Source organism: Hyphobacterium sp., from assembly GCF_965228115.1.
Classification (GTDB): Bacteria; Pseudomonadota; Alphaproteobacteria; order Caulobacterales; family Maricaulaceae; genus Hyphobacterium.
This window is the reverse complement of the sequence record NZ_OZ245794.1, coordinates 2,414,942-2,430,059: the sequence shown is the minus strand read 5'-3', so window position 1 is coordinate 2,430,059 and position 15,118 is coordinate 2,414,942. Positions and strand designations below refer to the sequence as shown.

General features: G+C 59.5%; 17 protein-coding genes. 12 read left to right on the top strand and 5 right to left on the bottom strand.

Annotated features, from left to right (window positions below; all coding sequences use genetic code 11):
- Positions 1-165: 165 nt before the first annotated feature.
- Complete coding sequence (locus tag ACO079_RS12475; RefSeq protein ID WP_421790530.1) at positions 166-846, bottom strand: alpha/beta hydrolase; 681 nt, start codon at positions 844-846, stop codon at positions 166-168.
- 104 nt (positions 847-950) lie between these two features.
- On the opposite strand from ACO079_RS12475, the gene ACO079_RS12470 reads away from it, so the two are divergent.
- The 5 genes from ACO079_RS12470 to ACO079_RS12450 are packed head-to-tail and all read left to right on the top strand — an operon-like array spanning position 951 to position 4,559.
- Positions 951-1,358 (top strand): hypothetical protein, encoded by a 408-nt coding sequence (locus ACO079_RS12470; RefSeq protein WP_421790528.1) that lies wholly within the window; start codon positions 951-953, stop codon positions 1,356-1,358.
- Entirely contained in the window at positions 1,348-2,232 is an 885-nt protein-coding gene (gene gluQRS, locus ACO079_RS12465; RefSeq protein ID WP_421790526.1) for a tRNA glutamyl-Q(34) synthetase GluQRS, read from the top strand. Before ACO079_RS12470 ends, gluQRS begins: the two co-directional genes overlap by 11 nt.
- 47 nt (positions 2,233-2,279) lie before the next feature.
- Positions 2,280-3,212, top strand: coding sequence for a DMT family transporter (locus ACO079_RS12460; RefSeq protein WP_421790524.1), 933 nt, complete (start codon positions 2,280-2,282; stop codon positions 3,210-3,212).
- A 10-nt stretch (positions 3,213-3,222) separates the two neighbouring features.
- Positions 3,223-4,299, top strand: a complete 1,077-nt coding sequence (locus ACO079_RS12455) for a Rieske 2Fe-2S domain-containing protein (protein ID WP_421790522.1) — start codon at positions 3,223-3,225, stop codon at positions 4,297-4,299.
- Positions 4,300-4,352: 53 nt separating this feature from the next.
- The gene (locus tag ACO079_RS12450; protein ID WP_421790520.1) at positions 4,353-4,559 is read left to right on the top strand and encodes a twin transmembrane helix small protein; all 207 of its coding nucleotides are present in this window, start codon (positions 4,353-4,355) and stop codon (positions 4,557-4,559) included.
- Here the strand turns inward: ACO079_RS12450 and ACO079_RS12445 are convergent.
- Positions 4,556-5,623 carry a serine hydrolase domain-containing protein gene (locus tag ACO079_RS12445; RefSeq protein WP_421790519.1) on the bottom strand — a complete coding sequence of 356 codons (1,068 nt, stop codon included), beginning with the start codon at positions 5,621-5,623 and terminating at the stop codon, positions 4,556-4,558. The two genes, ACO079_RS12450 and ACO079_RS12445, sit on opposite strands and share 4 nt — an antisense overlap.
- Positions 5,624-5,705: 82 nt before the next feature.
- Between ACO079_RS12445 and ACO079_RS12440 the strand changes: the two genes are divergently transcribed.
- The 4 genes from ACO079_RS12440 (at position 5,706) to ACO079_RS12425 (ending at position 8,858) form a co-directional block, all read left to right on the top strand.
- Entirely contained in the window at positions 5,706-6,278 is a 573-nt protein-coding gene (locus ACO079_RS12440) for a cob(I)yrinic acid a,c-diamide adenosyltransferase (RefSeq protein WP_421790517.1), read from the top strand.
- A gap of 127 nt (positions 6,279-6,405) precedes the next feature.
- Complete coding sequence (locus tag ACO079_RS12435) at positions 6,406-6,987, top strand: YceI family protein (RefSeq protein ID WP_421790515.1); 582 nt, start codon at positions 6,406-6,408, stop codon at positions 6,985-6,987.
- A gap of 180 nt (positions 6,988-7,167) precedes the next feature.
- Complete coding sequence (locus ACO079_RS12430) at positions 7,168-7,917, top strand: electron transfer flavoprotein subunit beta/FixA family protein (RefSeq protein WP_421790513.1); 750 nt, start codon at positions 7,168-7,170, stop codon at positions 7,915-7,917.
- Positions 7,917-8,858, top strand: a complete 942-nt coding sequence (locus tag ACO079_RS12425; protein ID WP_421790511.1) for an electron transfer flavoprotein subunit alpha/FixB family protein — start codon at positions 7,917-7,919, stop codon at positions 8,856-8,858. The genes ACO079_RS12430 and ACO079_RS12425 overlap by 1 nt, the downstream gene beginning before the upstream one ends.
- Positions 8,859-8,909: 51 nt before the next feature.
- Here the strand turns inward: ACO079_RS12425 and ACO079_RS12420 are convergent, their stop codons facing one another.
- Together ACO079_RS12420 and ACO079_RS12415 are read right to left on the bottom strand one after the other, a co-directional pair.
- Complete coding sequence (locus ACO079_RS12420) at positions 8,910-9,482, bottom strand: hypothetical protein (protein ID WP_421790509.1); 573 nt, start codon at positions 9,480-9,482, stop codon at positions 8,910-8,912.
- A 66-nt stretch (positions 9,483-9,548) separates the two neighbouring features.
- Positions 9,549-10,142: a TlpA family protein disulfide reductase gene (locus ACO079_RS12415; protein ID WP_421790507.1), complete on the bottom strand. Its 594-nt coding sequence runs from the start codon at positions 10,140-10,142 to the stop codon at positions 9,549-9,551.
- Positions 10,143-10,172: 30 nt separating this feature from the next.
- Here ACO079_RS12415 and argH point away from each other — a divergent pair, with 30 nt between their 5' ends.
- The 3 genes from argH to ACO079_RS12400 all read left to right on the top strand — a co-directional run bounded on the left by argH (position 10,173) and on the right by ACO079_RS12400 (position 14,346).
- Entirely contained in the window at positions 10,173-11,585 is a 1,413-nt protein-coding gene (argH, locus tag ACO079_RS12410; protein ID WP_421790505.1) for an argininosuccinate lyase, read from the top strand.
- Entirely contained in the window at positions 11,582-11,710 is a 129-nt protein-coding gene (lptM, locus tag ACO079_RS12405) for an LPS translocon maturation chaperone LptM (RefSeq protein WP_421790503.1), read from the top strand. Before argH ends, lptM begins: the two co-directional genes overlap by 4 nt.
- Before the next feature lie 62 nt (positions 11,711-11,772).
- Positions 11,773-14,346 (top strand): DUF4175 domain-containing protein, encoded by a 2,574-nt coding sequence (locus tag ACO079_RS12400; protein WP_421790501.1) that lies wholly within the window; start codon positions 11,773-11,775, stop codon positions 14,344-14,346.
- A gap of 3 nt (positions 14,347-14,349) precedes the next feature.
- Here ACO079_RS12400 and ACO079_RS12395 read toward each other — a convergent pair whose 3' ends face one another.
- Entirely contained in the window at positions 14,350-15,087 is a 738-nt protein-coding gene (locus ACO079_RS12395; RefSeq protein WP_421790499.1) for an MJ0042-type zinc finger domain-containing protein, read from the bottom strand.
- Positions 15,088-15,118 lie beyond the last annotated feature (31 nt).

Here is a 15,118-nt window from a genome sequence, read left to right as displayed (position 1 = left end):
CCCTCCCCCTATCCGGTCGGGTCCGGCCATTCCGTTATGCTCAACACGCGTCCTGAACACGCACCTCCCTGATTGGAGGACGGCGGGATTCACAGCGAATCACGCCGGTCTCCGTCTTGGCGAATTTATAACCTTAAACCCATAACGCGGCTATGACGATGTCGTTTACGAGTTGGAAGGAATTGGCGCGGCGTATGCGCCGGAGAAGGCTTTCTTCAAAAACCGCCCGCCGATCTCCAGTCCATCGGGGCCAATGCCGTGCGGAATGCCCGGCGAAATATGCCACTGGCACGACGCCCCGGCCTCCGCCAGACCTTCAGCCGCATCAAACATCATGCCCAGCGGCAGAACATCATCGCGGTCACCATGGATCAGCTGAATGGCCGGCTTGCTCGTGATTTCATCTTTCAGGGTCACACGGCTGGGCATCGCCCCGGAAAACCCAAGGATCGCCACCGGGCCGGGTGAGCGGCGCAAGCCGACATGTAAGGACATCATCGTGCCTTGAGAAAAGCCGACCAGCGCCAGGTCCTGATCGGTGAGGCCGTAGCGGGTGAGTTCCTGGTCGATGAAAGCGTTCAGCGTCGGGGCGGCGGATATCACGCCGCGATTACCCTCTTCCGGGTCCAGCCGTGTGATCGGAAACCATTGATACCCGTTGGGCGCGCCCGGCACGGGCTGAGGCGCATTCGGGGCGACAAACTGCACATCCGGCAGATCCCGCGTCCACTGACCGGCCAGGCCGATCAGGTCTTCGCCATTAGCCCCATAGCCATGCACCAGAATGACCAGCTTGCGGGGTTTCTGGCCATTGGCCGGCGGCTGTCGGGGTCCATCAATCATCATGAGGCGGGACTAACCAACAAGCCAAAGCGCGTCCACTCCAAACCGCAATTGGCGGACCTTCTGCTTTTTGATTAATCTAGTGGTTGTATTGCTGGGAGGAAGCCTTGGAAACAGTATTAATCGTCATTGGCTCATTGATTGCCGTATTTGTTGCATATCAATTGTTAAAAACTGTCATAGGCGCATTCGCTCCGCTCAAGCTGCGCGCTGCTTCTGCGATAATTCATTTCCTCAAGGCCTATGGCTACACGTCTGAGGGGCTCGGTGAAGCGGCTTTGGACGAGTTTGCAGATCATGTGGTCAACATGGCGCGCGGGGGGAAAGTGATGAGGCGTTATTCAAACCTAGCAGAAGGCGTGATGGTTTCTGCAGAGGACTGCGTAATTCTGATCCATCACACCATACAGAAACTCCGCGGCAATCCTCATTTCGAGGACTGGTATGATGACGGCTGGGCATATGAAGTATTAAAAAGAAACAAGTCCATGCTGTTGCCTCAGCATGAGTCCTAGAACACCATTTACAACCCGCTTTGCGCCCTCGCCCACCGGCCTGCTCCATAAAGGGCATGCGTTCTCGGCGCTGAAGGCGTTCGAGGCGGCGCGGCAGGCGGGCGGACGATTTCTGCTGCGGATAGAAGATATCGATATCACCCGCTGCAAGCCGGAGTTCGTCGACGCGATCTATGAAGATTTGCACTGGCTCGGCCTGGAGTGGGAAGAGCCGGTCAGGCGGCAATCCGAGCACTTTCCAGACTATCATGCCGCACTCAATCAGCTGGCCGAGCGAGGCCATATCTATCGCTGTTTTAAAACCCGCAAGGAAATCATGGAGGATATCGCCCGCGCCCCGCACCATCCGGGCGAAGGCCCGGATGGCGTGATCTATCCCGGCCCAGCCAAACCGATGAGCCCGGACGACGAAGCTTCCCGATTAGACCGAGGAGACGCGTTTGCCTGGCGGTTATCGATCAGCGCGGTGAAAGCTGAGCTGGGCGATATTTCGCGGCTTTCTTTTGTTGAGGAAGGCGAAGGCCCCGGGGGCGAAAGCGGCACTCTGGCGATTCAACCGGACTTGATCGGTGATGTTATTCTGGGCCGGAAGGATGTGGGCACCAGCTATCACCTTGCCGTCACGCTGGATGATTCGCTGCAGGGCATTACCCATGTCATCCGCGGACAGGATCTATTTTTTGCCACTTCGGTGCATCGGATTTTACAAGCGCTATTGAACCTGCCGGCACCCCTTTACCGGCATCACAAATTGCTGACCGGTAAGGATGGAAAGCGCTTTGCCAAGCGAAATAAATCGCAAACTTTGCAGGCCATTCGCCAAAGCGGTGTCTCGGCAAAAACCCTTCGGATGCAACTTGGTTTCAATTGGTGATTTCCCTTTCCGCTCAAGGGGTATATGCGGGCAGATAAGGGGGATGAATGAGCCAGACGTCGGATAAATCCGTTCTGATCGGTCTGATCATGCTGATTGCCGGCGCGGTGGCCATTGGCATGGCCGCGCCGCTGGTGAAACTATCCGAGCTTGGCCCGCAAACCGTCGGCTTCTGGCGCATGGCTTTGGCCATCCCGCTCGCCTTTCTGTGGATGCTGTTCGATAAAAACCCGCCGGTCCGGGAGGACACGCCCTCCGGGGTCAGGAAATGGATTTATCTTGCTTTGCCCGGCATGCTGTTCGCCGGGGACCTCGCCTTCTGGCATGCCGGCATCAAGATCACGACGGTCGCCAATGCGACCTTCCTTGCCAATCTGCAGCCGGTCTTTGTTGTGCTCGCTGCCTGGCTGATTTTCAAGGAAAACATAACGCGGCAATTCCTGATGGCCGCGGCCCTCGCTGTATTCGGAGCGGCGCTTCTATCGGTCAGTAATCTGACCGTCGCGCCGGAACGCTGGCCGGGAGACCTGCTCTCCATGGGAACCGCGGTCTGGTATGCCGCCTATATTCTCGCTGTGCGCCAGGCGCGGAGATTTGCCTCCACCGGCACGGTAATTTTCTGGACGGTGCTGGTGTCGTCGCCCATCCTGTGTCTGGCCGCGCTGGGATTTGGCGAAGAAATTTGGCCGAACACCCAAACCGATTGGCTCGTCCTGATCGGGTTGGCGGTGGGTGTGCAAATCATCGGACAGGGCGGCGTCGCCTTCGGGCTCGGCCGGGTACCGGCGCCGGTGGCCTCCATCATCATCCTGATCCAGCCCGTTGTCGCCTCGATGGCAGGTTGGCTGATGTTCAACGAAGCCTTTACCACGCTGCAGTTTGGCGGGGCGGCGTTGGTGCTGGCCGGGGTCTACTGGGTGCAACGCAAGTCGCGCACTTCGGCATCTCGAGACTTGGCGAAGCCGCCCGCGAAAGGTTAGAGACGGGGCCATGGCTAAAGACACCGCCCAAGACGACGTTTTCCTGCGCGATCTCTGGTATTTCGGGATCGTCGGGGATGAGATCAAACCCGGCCAGATGATCCAGCAAGAGCGTCTGGGCGAGCTGATCCTGTTTGGCCGCACGCATGAGGGTGAAGCCTTTGCGATGACGGATATCTGCCCGCATCGCGCCATTCTGCTATCCGGCGGTGAGATGGTGCGCGGGGAAACCGGCACCGAAGTGCAATGCCCCTATCATGGCTGGCGCTTCAAACCGGATGGCCAGTGCGCCTTCATCCCCTCGCTGACGGAAGATCAGACCAAGGCGATGGAGATCGACAAGATCAGGGCCAAGACATACCGGGTGCATGAGAGCTACGGGATTGTCTGGATCTGGTTTGGTTACGATCACGACGCCGAGCCCTGCCTGCCACCGCCGACGCTGGATATTCCCGAGGACTCAAAAGTCCGCATCTTCGATGAGTGCGATTTTCATTGCGATATGGATGCAGCGGTGATCAGCTTGATGGATCCGGCGCACATCCCCTACATCCATAACCAGTCCTGGTGGCGCACCCCCAAGACCATGCATGAGAAGCAAAAGACGTTCGGACCTATCGAGCGCGGCTTTTCCATGCTGCCGCACAAGCCGTCGTCAAATTCCTTCATCTACAAGCTGTTTGGCAATGACATTACGACCGAGATCCAGCTGGAACTGCCCGGATTGCGCCCGGAATATATGAAGGCGGGCGATAAACACGTCACCACGGTGACGATTGTGACGCCGGTGACCGCCGACAAAACGATTATCTCGATCATCATCTACTGGAATCATTTTGCGGTGAATTTCGTGCCGAAATTTCTTATCCGGCGCGCAATCCGCATCTTTATGGGGCAGGATTCAGCGGCTGTCGATTCCCAGGCGATTGGCCTGTCTTATGATCCGCCGCAAATGTTCATCCATGACAGCGATATACCCGCGAAATGGTATCTGGCCTTGCGCCGGGGATGGGAAAAGCATCGCCGCGACGGCGTGGAATTTAAAAACCCGCTGAAAGAACCGAAAACGCTGCGCTGGCGCAGCTAGGTGCGACAAAGCGTGATTGGACGGCAAGGACTGTCCGGACTAGTTAAGCGCTCATGTTGATCTTTTTGAATATCCTGATCGTCGTTTCGATGCTGGCCGTGCTCGGCACGCTGATCTTCGGCTTTGTGAATATGGTGCGCGGCGGCGAAGGCTCGGCCGCGCGGTCTAATATTCTGATGCGTTATCGCGTCGGCATTCAGTTTGTCGCCGTCGTACTGATGCTGATTGCGGTCATGGTACGGCAGAACATTGCCGGCTAATCCGGCGAGAGTTCGGAAACCACGTCGCGGATTTCAGGCACGACTACAGATATCCGCCCTTCATTGACGCCCGCCACAGCCATGCGATTGGCCTCCGGCCAGATGACCGCTTGCACAAACCACATCGTATTCGACCCGGCATGGCGAAGCGAGCCATCTTCTCCCACGCCCCACCCCATGGCGTAATCTGCGCCTGCGGGCGGCGTTAGAAGGGCCTGCCAGCTTTCAGCGGAGAGGTATTCGGTCTCCTCACCGCGTGCGCCTGCGATCACCAAACGCAGGAAAACAGCATAATCGGGCATGGACATGTGCACCCGGCCGGCCGGATTAACCGCTGGCGGGTTATCAGCACCGGCCCCGGTCCCCGCCGGGATCAGGCGCTCGCCGCGCTCATTATGACCTTGCGGTTGTTCGCCCTGAGGCGGGCCAAAGCCCGCGCTCTCGAGTCCCAGCGGGTCAAACAGCTCACGCTGGATCAACGCCTCCCAGGTCTCGCCGGTCGCCTGCTCCATCATCAGAGCTGCGGCAACATAACCCGCATTGGAATATAGATATGTGCCGCGCTGTCCGGCCGGGTCGCGCAGTAATTCACGAAGATAGGGGATGCGGTCACGCGCGGCATCCCGCTCGCCAAACAGGCCGGAGATCGCAATCGAGGTCAGGCGGCCCGCATTCGGGACCATCCCCGAGCGATGTTGCAAAAGCTCGGCAAGTGTGGCGTCCGCCAGAACGGGATCGATCCGGTTGAACCGCTCGCCCAAGCTTTCGCCCAGCGTAGTATCCCAACCCATAGCCCCCTGCTCGACCAGGCGTGCGGCCAGCATGGCGGTCATTGCTTTGGTGTTGGACCCTAGATGCCATTGATCTTCCAACTCGATAGGCGAAGGCAAAGACGATCGCCGGTCTCCGGCGACGGAAATGAGCTGCGTATCGCCATCGATCAGCATGACCACCGCCCCCGGTGAGCCGTTTTCAATCAGACCGTCCGCCAGGGCCTGAACGTCTTGACGGGCTGCCACAGCCGATGACGTGATGACGGCGAGTAATACCGCGATGCGAAGCATGATCATTCCCCTGCTCATCTTGCCAGCGCAGTGTGCCGCGATTAGGTCTCGCGTCTAGCGGAACAGATGAAACGGGAATCCCATGGTTCGCCTGACAAAAATCTACACCAAGACCGGCGATAGAGGCCGGACGCGGCTCGGCGATATGTCGGAGGTCGACAAGACGGATATCCGCGTCGAGGCCTATGGAGCGGTAGACGAGACCAATGCCGCCATCGGTCTAGCGCGCTGCGCGGTTGAAGATGCTGAAATGAGCACGCTTCTGGAACGGGTACAGAATGATCTGTTCGATCTGGGTGCCGATCTGTGTGTGCCGGATACGGGTGAAGACCCGGGTTACGAACCCCTACGGGTCACCGAAGGCCAAGTCACGGCCCTGGAGACTGCCATTGACAAGTGGAATGCCCTGCTGGAGCCGCTGGACAGCTTTGTGTTGCCGGCAGGTAGCGAAGCTGCCTCAAGGCTTCATGTCGCCCGCACCGTCTGCCGGCGCGCCGAGCGGCGTACGGTCAATCTATCCCGGCTGGATGAGCGCCTGAATGCAGAAACGGTCCGTTATCTCAACCGGCTCTCCGATCTTCTTTTTGTGCTGGCCCGCATTGCCAATGAAAACGGGCAAGCTGATGTAAAATGGGTGCCGGGGAAGGACCGCTGATTAATTCCAGACCGGAAACGATAATGTGATCACGACGCCCTTTTGCTCCACAAGGTGCGTGACCTATATCCGGAACTGCGGCGAGCTGCCGCAGGCTGTTCAACCCCTGAAACGGGAGTCCTTCCCTATGAAATTTCTCACTGCTTCAGCGTTTGCCGCGCTGACCGCCACCGCTGCCCTGGCTGATCCGATCGCATATGAGTTCGACCGCACGCACACCGAGATCAACGCTAGCTGGATCCATCTGGGCCTGTCGCGCCAGTCTATCCAATTCACCGATTATGAAGGTACGCTGTTGCTGGACATGGGAACCCCATCCAACTCCACAGTGGATGTCACCTTCAACCTGATCGACGGATTCTGGGTCGGCGCCCATCATGAGCGCTTTATCGCCCACCTCAATTCCGAAGACCTGTTCAACACGGCTGAATTTCCAACGGCCCATTTTGTTGCGACCAGCTTTGAAACCGAAGATGGCCAGACCGGCACGATGACCGGTGATCTGACACTGTTGGGCAATACCGGCCCGGTAACGCTGGATGTGACGTTGAATGGCGTCAACGAAGAGCGCGGCCTCGCCGGCTTTACTGCAACGACCACGATCCTGCGGTCTGAATGGGGTTTGGGATATGCAGTCCCGGCAATTTCCGACGAAATCATCATCACGATCAATACCGAGCTGGAATTGATCACCGGTGACGCCGAATAACTGACGTAGACGTCACTTTGAACAAGGCCGGATGCCCTGCGTCCGGCCTTTTTCTATGCGGCAATTCGCATGCGGTGCATGCGTTGACTTCCGGTCGGCTGGATTGCAATTTCGCGCCCTGATTTTCATCCAGAGGATTGAGGCGGGCTGACCTATGCCCGCACAGACCGGGGAATTTCCATGAAGATACTCGTGCCCGTGAAACGGGTGGTCGATTATAACGTCAAGGTCCGGGTCAAACCCGATCAGACCGGCGTGGATCTGGCCAATGTGAAAATGTCGATGAACCCTTTCTGCGAAATCGCTGTCGAAGAAGCAGTACGCATGAAGGAAAAGGGCGGCGTCGATGAAATCGTTGTGGTGTCCATCGGACCGCAACAGGCCCAGGAAACCATCCGCACCGCGCTCGCCATGGGCGCCGATCGCGGCATTCTGATCCAGACGGACGACACCGTTGAACCGCTGGGCGTTGCCAAACTTCTGGAAAAAGTCGTCGGTGAGGAAAGCCCGGATCTGGTGATCCTCGGCAAGCAGGCCATTGATGATGACAGCAACCAGACCGGCCAGATGCTGGCCGCGCTGCTGGACTGGCCGCAAGCCACTTTTGCATCGGAAGTCGAGCTGTCTGAGGGCAAGGCGCAAGTCACCCGCGAGATTGATGGCGGCCTGCAGACCATTTCGGTCCAAACCCCGGCGATCATCACTACCGACCTCCGCCTGAACGAACCGCGCTATGCGTCCCTGCCAAACATTATGAAGGCCAAGCGCAAGCCGATCGACGCCAAATCGCCCGGTGATTATGGCGTTGATATCGCGCCGCGTCTTTCCGTTCTGAAAGTCACCGAACCGCCCAAGCGCGAAGCCGGTATCAAGGTCGAGAGCGTGGCCGAGCTGGTCGACAAGCTGAAAAACCAGGAAGGAGTAATCTGATGAGCATCCTTCTCGTTGCTGAACATGACAATGCGGCCCTGAATGACGCCACGCGAGCGGCGGTCACCGCGGCCAAGGCCATTGGTGGAGACATCCATGTGCTCGTCGCTGGATCGGGCGCGGGCGATGTTGCGTCTGCCGCTGCCGGCCTCGACGGCGTTGCAAAAGTGCTGCACGCCGATGCAGACGTTTTTGCCAAACCGACAGCGGAAGCGCTGGAAGCGCTCATCCTGCCTTTGATGGACGGTTATGATGTGATGATGGCCGTCGCGTCCACGACGGGCAAGAACTTTGCCCCGCGCATTGCCGCCAAGCTGGATGTGATGCAGATCTCCGAGATCGTCTCGGTTGAAGCCCCGGACACCTTCGTGCGTCCGATCTATGCGGGCAATGCGATGATGACGGTTAAATCTGCTGACGCGAAAAAGGTCATCACGGTGCGTCCAACGACATTCGAGAAAATCGGTGATGGCGGCTCTGCGAGCGTTGAGACCATCGACGCGCCAGGCGGTCCGTTCAAATCCGAATTCGTTTCCGAAGAGCTCTCCAAGTCGGATCGTCCGGAGCTGGGCGCCGCCAAGATCGTCATCTCCGGTGGCCGCGGCATGCAATCGGGCGATAATTTTGTCCTGTTGGACAAGATTGCCGACAAGCTCAATGCGGCTGTGGGCGCTTCGCGCGCCGCTGTTGATGCGGGCTATGTGCCGAATGATTATCAGGTCGGTCAGACCGGCAAGGTCGTTGCCCCGGAACTTTATGTCGCCGTGGGCATTTCCGGTGCCATCCAGCACCTGGCCGGCATGAAAGACTCAAAGATCATCGTCGCCATCAACAAGGATGAAGAAGCGCCGATTTTCTCGGTTGCCGATTATGGTCTGGTGGCTGACCTGTTCAAGGCGCTGCCGGAACTGGAAGAAGAGCTGACCAAGGCCGGTCTCTAGACCCGGTTTTCAGCTCTGATTTAAAGCCCCGGTCATCACGCCGGGGCTTTTTTATTGGGCCTGCTCGATGGCCGCGCGGGCCTGTGCGATCGTCGACAGGGCAGCTTCTTCCGTGCTGATGATCGAGCCGTAGAAATAGACAAAACCGGACAAGTATCGAACGCCATCATTATAGCGCACCTGGGCATTGCGCTCGGCCAGCGAAATGCTGACCCGATCGACCTGGCCGATACGCTGATAGGCCAGGGAAATGGCGATCAGCGCGTCAGTCGGCGCGCGTTCGAGAGCGCCTGTGTTGACCGCCATGGAATAAGCAGCTGTGGACAAGACCGGCGCGTTTGCAAACCGGATCTCGCCGGGACCAGGGAAATCTCCACCGTTGGCCAGCGCTTCCACCTGTTCCACCACGATCGGCAGGCTTTCGCGGTGAAAAGGAAGCGTTTGTTCTATTTCGGCTGCGTTTGATTGAAGTTCGTGACTTATCACCGCCAGAGCCTCCTGCATCTGACGGATCTCCCGCCGGTCATCGCGCCATTCCTCGACGAAGAAGGCGAGCAGCACCGACAGGAAAATGGCAACGGACTCAACAGTGAGCAAAAGCAGGCTTTGGCGGGAAATCGACATGTGTCTCTCCTTGGCAAAAGAGACATAAGTCAATTCCCGTATTCGCCATAGGGATTCTTCGCGGCGTTATCCCGCGCCGCCGATACGGATCGCCGCCTCGATCAGCGCATGGGCATCCTCGGAATGCCAATCAGCCTCCCGCGGCATGCGGCCCATTTCCACGCCGCGCGCGGAATAGATGATCGACATGGGCAGGCCACGCGCACCAACCGCAGTCGGCCCGGCGAAGGAATTGTCGTGATAAATCGGCAGGTTCGGAAGGTCGTTTTCCTCAAAGAAGCGCTGCGCATCTTCAATGCGGCGGTCGGCACTGATCGTCACAACAGCGAAATCATCTCCACCATACAGCACCTGCAACTCATCCAGCGCGGGCATTTCCACGATACAGGGGGCGCACCAGGTGGCCCAGTAATTCACCAGAATGACCCGGCCTTCATAATCGGCCAAAGTCCGCTCAACGCCGTCAGGATCTATAAAGCCATAAGGCGGGCGCGGCGGTGCATCTTCCAGCGTTTCAAAAAGGGCCATCTCACCGCGCGCATAGCTGGCAAGTCCGCTTGGAGCGGGTCCCTGCATGCCGGAAAACAACACATAGGCGATTGCGGCAAACAAGAGGACCGTGCAAGTGATGATACCGGCTTTCAAAGGCGAGACTTGCATCGCTGCAACCTTTCGAACTGGGACCCGGCCATGACGGACGGAAAAAAACAAACCAATGCGCTCTGGGGTGGCCGCTTTTCCGGCTCCCCGTCGGAAGTCATGGAAACCATCAATGCCTCGATTGAAATCGACCAGCGAATGGCGCTGGAGGACATTGCGGGTTCCCTCGCTCATGCGGAAATGTTGGCCGCCACGGACATTATTTCAAGCCAGGATGCAGCGGAAATTGCGCGCGGGCTGGAACAGATCCGCGCTGAGGTTCTGGCCGGTGAGATGAAATGGTCGGCGGCGCTGGAAGATGTTCACATGAACATCGAAGCACGCCTCAAGGAGATTGTTGGTGAAGCAGCCGGTCGTTTGCATACAGCCCGATCGCGCAATGATCAGGTCGCGACCGATTTCCGGCTCTGGCTGCGGGCTGCGTGTGAGCGCATGGAAAACCTGCTGTCCGGCTATCAGGCCGCACTGGTCAAACGGGCTGAGGAACACGCGGGCACGGTGATGCCCGGTTTTACGCATCTCCAGACCGCCCAGCCGGTCAGCCTCGGTCATCATTTACTATGCTGGGTCGAAGCCGCCGAGCGCGATAGAGGCCGGTTTGCCGATGCGCGAGCAAGGCTGAACGAGTCCCCGCTGGGCTGCGCCGCCCTTGCCGGCACTGCCTTCCCGATTGATCGCGACAAGACAGCTACGACGCTCGGGTTTTCCCGGCCCATGGCAAATTCGCTGGACGGTGTGTCCAGCCGCGATTTTGCGCTGGAAGTCCTGGCAGCCGCGTCCATCTGCGCAGTAAACCTTTCGCGGTTTGCCGAAGAGATCGTCTTGTGGACGTCCAAGCGCTTTGATTTTGCCAGCCTGTCGGATGAATGGTCGACCGGTTCCTCCATAATGCCGCAAAAGCGAAACCCGGATGCCGCCGAGCTGGTCCGCGCCAAGCCGGGCCGGATTGCCGGCGCGTTACAAACCCTGATCATCGTCGTCAAAGGGCTACCGCTCGCCTATTCCAAAGATTTGCAGGAAGACAAGCCCCCTGTGTTTCAGGCCATGGATGATCTGGAACTCGCTTTGATGGCGATGACCGGCATGGCCGGGGATCTGACGTTCAATTCCGAGGCGATGGAAGTGGCCGCTGGCGAAGCCTATTCCGATGCCACGGACCTTGCCGACTACGTTGTGCGCGAACTTGGCAAGCCCTTCCGGGACGCGCATCACATCGCCGGGTCGATTGTAAAACTGGCAGAAATCAAGGGCGTGCCCCTATCCGGCCTGTCTTTGGCTGACATGCAAAGCGTGGAAGCAGCGCTCAGACAGGACGTCTTTAAGGTCCTGTCGGCACGCGCCTCCATGGAAAGCCGGACCAGCTATGGCGGAACCGCACCAATCCGCGTAAGAGAACAGGTTCAGGCGTGGCAGGCACGCCTTGCAGAAAGGCAAAGCGGATGAGAAAGCTGGTCGCTCTGGTGGTGATTATCGGTGGTCTGGCAGTAGCAGGCTGTGGCCTGCGCGGCGATCTGGAACGGCCTCCGCCGGCCTGGGGCGGCCCGGATCGTGCAGAGCCGTCCGAGTAGATCAACAAATCGTAATGCAGGCGCGCCTAGGCGCGCTTCTCTGACATGCTAGTTTGAGTGCAATGAGATTTTGGCCTCTGATCCAGGCGCGTCTTGCGCTGTTATGGGAACGCCTTGCACCGGTGTTGTGGCCGGCGGCATTGCTGATCGGTGCCTTTTCCGTCGTTTCCGTCTTTGGATTATGGGATCAGATCGGCGACCCTTGGCGGGCGCTGGTCTATGCCGGCGTGGTCGGCCTGGCGGGCTGGCTCGGCTGGCGGCAATGGCGTCAGACCCAATGGCCGGATGACGAAGAAGCCGCGCGCCGTGTTGAAGAAGATTCTGGCATCCCGGCGCGACCCCATGAAGCGCTGATCGACAAACCGGCGGACACATCCGGTGAGGCCGCCGAGGTCTGGGCCGCTCACCAGCACCGCATGGCAGAACGCCTGAAAGGCGCGCGCGCACGGCGTCCTTTTGCCGCCTGGGCCCGGATCGATGGCTGGGGTCTGCGGGGGTTGATTGGCGTCCTTCTGGTGTCGGGCTGGGTCCTGGCCGGGGATCTCGCCTGGCAACGCCTGTCGGACAGTTTCGGTTTTGCCCCGGTCTATAGCGGCGTTGAAACCGCCCAGGTCGATGTCTGGCTGAATCCGCCCGAATACACCCGCATGGCCCCGGTCTTCTTCCAGGACGGACAGACAAGCGCGTCGGTTCCCGCCGGTTCGGAACTTGTGATCCGTACCGCCGGGGTGCGGAGGGCGCCCAATGTCCGCAATGGCCGCGAGCGGGCCGAGAACCGGTCTATCGGTGATGGCGTCTGGCAGAGCCATCTTGTGATCGAGAGCGATGCGGTGGTGACCTTACGGGCTGGACGCGAACGCGCCGCCTATCGCATTGAAGCCGTGGCAGATACCCCGCCGGATGTTCGAATTACCGCCGCCCCGGAAGCAACGGTTGAGGGTGAGCTGATCCTGATCTTCGAAGTTGAAGACGATTATGGCGCCGACGAATTCCGCGTCGAATTCCGGCCGGAAGATGACGGTGAAGCTGATTGGTCGGTTATCGAGATCGACGGCGCGGATCTCAGCCAGGGTGAAGACGGCTATCGCGCCAGCGTTTCAACGGCCCAGAATGCGCTTGCCGGATCGCGAGTGGATCTGCGTGTCGCTGCAACCGATGGCGGTGGGAATACTGGCACGTCACCGGAAATCTCTTTGACCCTGCCGGAACGCGTCTTCCTGGACCCGCTGGCCCGAGCCGTCTCCGAACAGCGCCGTATCGTCCTGGCCTCGCCGCGCGATTATGCCCCGCTGCCGCAGCGCGAGCCCCTTCTTCAAGAGGATGTTGCGGCCTTGCCGCCTTTCCAGGGTGAAGAGCCTGAGCGCCGCATTGAGCGCGCGCCGGAAGATTTGCAATTCGTCGCGACCGCGCTGGATGCGATAACGGATGCGCCGGAATTCTATTTTGAAGATCCAATTGTCTATCTTGGCCTCCGCCATGAACTCCATCGTCTACGCCGGGCGCGGGAATTCGAAGAAATCGGGCCGCTCGAGGCCAATCTCTGGCAAATTGCGCTCCGGGCAGAGCTGGGCTCGCTGGCAGATGCGGAACGCGCTTTGCGTGCTGCCGAACGGGCGCTGATGGAGGCTCTGGCGCGCGGGGCCGATGAAACCGAGCTCGCACCCCTGTTCGAGGCCTATGAACAGGCCATGGAAAACTATCTGGCAGCGCTGGCCCGTGAAGCGGCGGAAGAAGGCCGCGTCGCCGAAGGCCAGGGCGGCGGCGGTCAGCAAATGATGACCGATGAATTGCAGGCGCTTCTGGACGCGCTGCGGGATGCCGCCGAGCTGGGCGATACGGCGGATGCCCGCGAAGCCCTGCAAACGCTTGGCGAAATCCTGCGCAATATGGAAATGACGCTCCAGGCCGGTCAAGGACAAGGCGAAGGCAATGACGAGATCAGCGAAGCCATGCGCGAAGCGCTGGAGGAGTTGGGCGACGTCATCGGTGAACAACGCCAGTTGCAGGAAGATACGTTTGACCAAGCCGAGGGCGGCCAGTCCGGCGAAAACCAGGGCCAGAATCAAGGCGCCCAACAAGGCCAGCCGCAGGCGGGTCAACCTGGCGAACAGCAAGGCTGGCAATCCGGTCAGAGTGACGGGCAGGCGGGCCAACCTGGATCGCAATCGGGCGGTACTGACGCGCTGGCCGAACAGCAAGGCCAGCTGGCAGATCGCCTCAGTGGTTTGGCTCAAGCCCTGCCGGGTGAATCCGGTGAAAGTTTTGGCGATGCCGCCGAGGCCATGCGCCGCGCGCAAGAAGCGCTGGAGGGTGGCGATGCCGAGGGTGCATTGCAGGATCAGGATGCGGCGCTGCAAGCGCTCCGCGAGGGCGCAGAAGAGCTGGCACAGGGCCTGTTAGAACGCACTCAAGCCGCACAGCAAGCCGGTCAGGATGGCCAGAATGATCCGCTGGGACGCCCCGAGGAAAGCGGCGGCGGTGCCGCCGATGGCGGGGGTGTGGACATTCCCGACGAGGCTGAACGCTTGCGGGCACGTGAAATTCTGGAGGAATTGCGTGAGCGCGCGGCAGAGCGCGGGTTGGATCAGGATGAGTTGGATTATATCGAGCGGCTGCTCGACCGGTTCGGGTCTTGATCGCTAGTGCGGGTTAGTGTTTTCCGGCGCCGATGCGTAAACATCTTCAACAGGTGCAGAAAAATCAGCCAGCGTGATTTCCACATCGACGGCGTTTTCCGGCGGGTCAGTCACAATCGTGGAAAAGCTGCGGCGTTCGCCCGGCGCCAACTCGCCGCCTTCGACGAGAACCGTCCATTCCAGCACCGCCTCGTCATTAGCACCGATCAGGCGGGCCTGAAGGGCCGGTGCGGCGCGGACCTGCCGGTCGATATTGCGCACTTCGCCGGTCAGCGTCACCGTGGGAATGCTATGTTCTTCCCCGCGCGCCACCTCCAGCGTTTCGATGGTCATACCATGGATATTGGCTTCCAGGCCGACCGCGGCATAGGCGCTGGACGCTTGCGGCCAGACGCTGACCACATCCATCCGGAACAACACACCCACGACGATCACACCGGCAGTCGCCACGGCGAGCCCGCTCCACGCTCCCGCGGCGGCTTTTTTCAGCTGCGACTGACGGCGTTGCTCCGCGCGCTCACGGAAGGCGCGATGCGGCGCTTTTGGTGTTTCCGGCTCGGTTTTGGCCGCCGGTTTGATAATGTCGTCGATCGGGTCAAGCGGCTCCAGAACCGGCTCGTCCTCATTGCGGGCTGTCCAGATATGGCCGCACGCCGCGCATTTCACCCGGCGGCCATTGACACCAATAGCCGTGGGATTTGCACGATATCGCGTTTCACAACTGGGACAGCTGAGTATCATGAGTGCCCGATTCACCTGTATCGCCGCGAGG

Excerpts from the sequence above, each read along its gene's own strand:
- ACO079_RS12425 (WP_421790511.1), top strand. The coding sequence starts at position 7,917 with ATGAGCATCCTTCTCGTTGCTGAACATGACAATGCGGCCCTGAATGAC.
- ACO079_RS12420 (WP_421790509.1), bottom strand. The coding sequence starts at position 9,482 with ATGTCGATTTCCCGCCAAAGCCTGCTTTTGCTCACTGTTGAGTCCGTT.
- ACO079_RS12430 (WP_421790513.1), top strand. The coding sequence starts at position 7,168 with ATGAAGATACTCGTGCCCGTGAAACGGGTGGTCGATTATAACGTCAAG.
- lptM (WP_421790503.1), top strand. The coding sequence starts at position 11,582 with ATGAGAAAGCTGGTCGCTCTGGTGGTGATTATCGGTGGTCTGGCAGTA.
- ACO079_RS12400 (WP_421790501.1), top strand. The coding sequence starts at position 11,773 with ATGAGATTTTGGCCTCTGATCCAGGCGCGTCTTGCGCTGTTATGGGAA.
- gluQRS (WP_421790526.1), top strand. The coding sequence starts at position 1,348 with ATGAGTCCTAGAACACCATTTACAACCCGCTTTGCGCCCTCGCCCACC.
- ACO079_RS12450 (WP_421790520.1), top strand. The coding sequence starts at position 4,353 with ATGTTGATCTTTTTGAATATCCTGATCGTCGTTTCGATGCTGGCCGTG.
- ACO079_RS12445 (WP_421790519.1), bottom strand. The coding sequence starts at position 5,623 with ATGCTTCGCATCGCGGTATTACTCGCCGTCATCACGTCATCGGCTGTG.
- ACO079_RS12415 (WP_421790507.1), bottom strand. The coding sequence starts at position 10,142 with ATGCAAGTCTCGCCTTTGAAAGCCGGTATCATCACTTGCACGGTCCTC.
- ACO079_RS12460 (WP_421790524.1), top strand. The coding sequence starts at position 2,280 with ATGAGCCAGACGTCGGATAAATCCGTTCTGATCGGTCTGATCATGCTG.
- argH (WP_421790505.1), top strand. The coding sequence starts at position 10,173 with ATGACGGACGGAAAAAAACAAACCAATGCGCTCTGGGGTGGCCGCTTT.
- ACO079_RS12455 (WP_421790522.1), top strand. The coding sequence starts at position 3,223 with ATGGCTAAAGACACCGCCCAAGACGACGTTTTCCTGCGCGATCTCTGG.
- ACO079_RS12440 (WP_421790517.1), top strand. The coding sequence starts at position 5,706 with ATGGTTCGCCTGACAAAAATCTACACCAAGACCGGCGATAGAGGCCGG.
- ACO079_RS12395 (WP_421790499.1), bottom strand. The coding sequence starts at position 15,087 with ATGATACTCAGCTGTCCCAGTTGTGAAACGCGATATCGTGCAAATCCC.
- ACO079_RS12435 (WP_421790515.1), top strand. The coding sequence starts at position 6,406 with ATGAAATTTCTCACTGCTTCAGCGTTTGCCGCGCTGACCGCCACCGCT.
- ACO079_RS12475 (WP_421790530.1), bottom strand. The coding sequence starts at position 846 with ATGATGATTGATGGACCCCGACAGCCGCCGGCCAATGGCCAGAAACCC.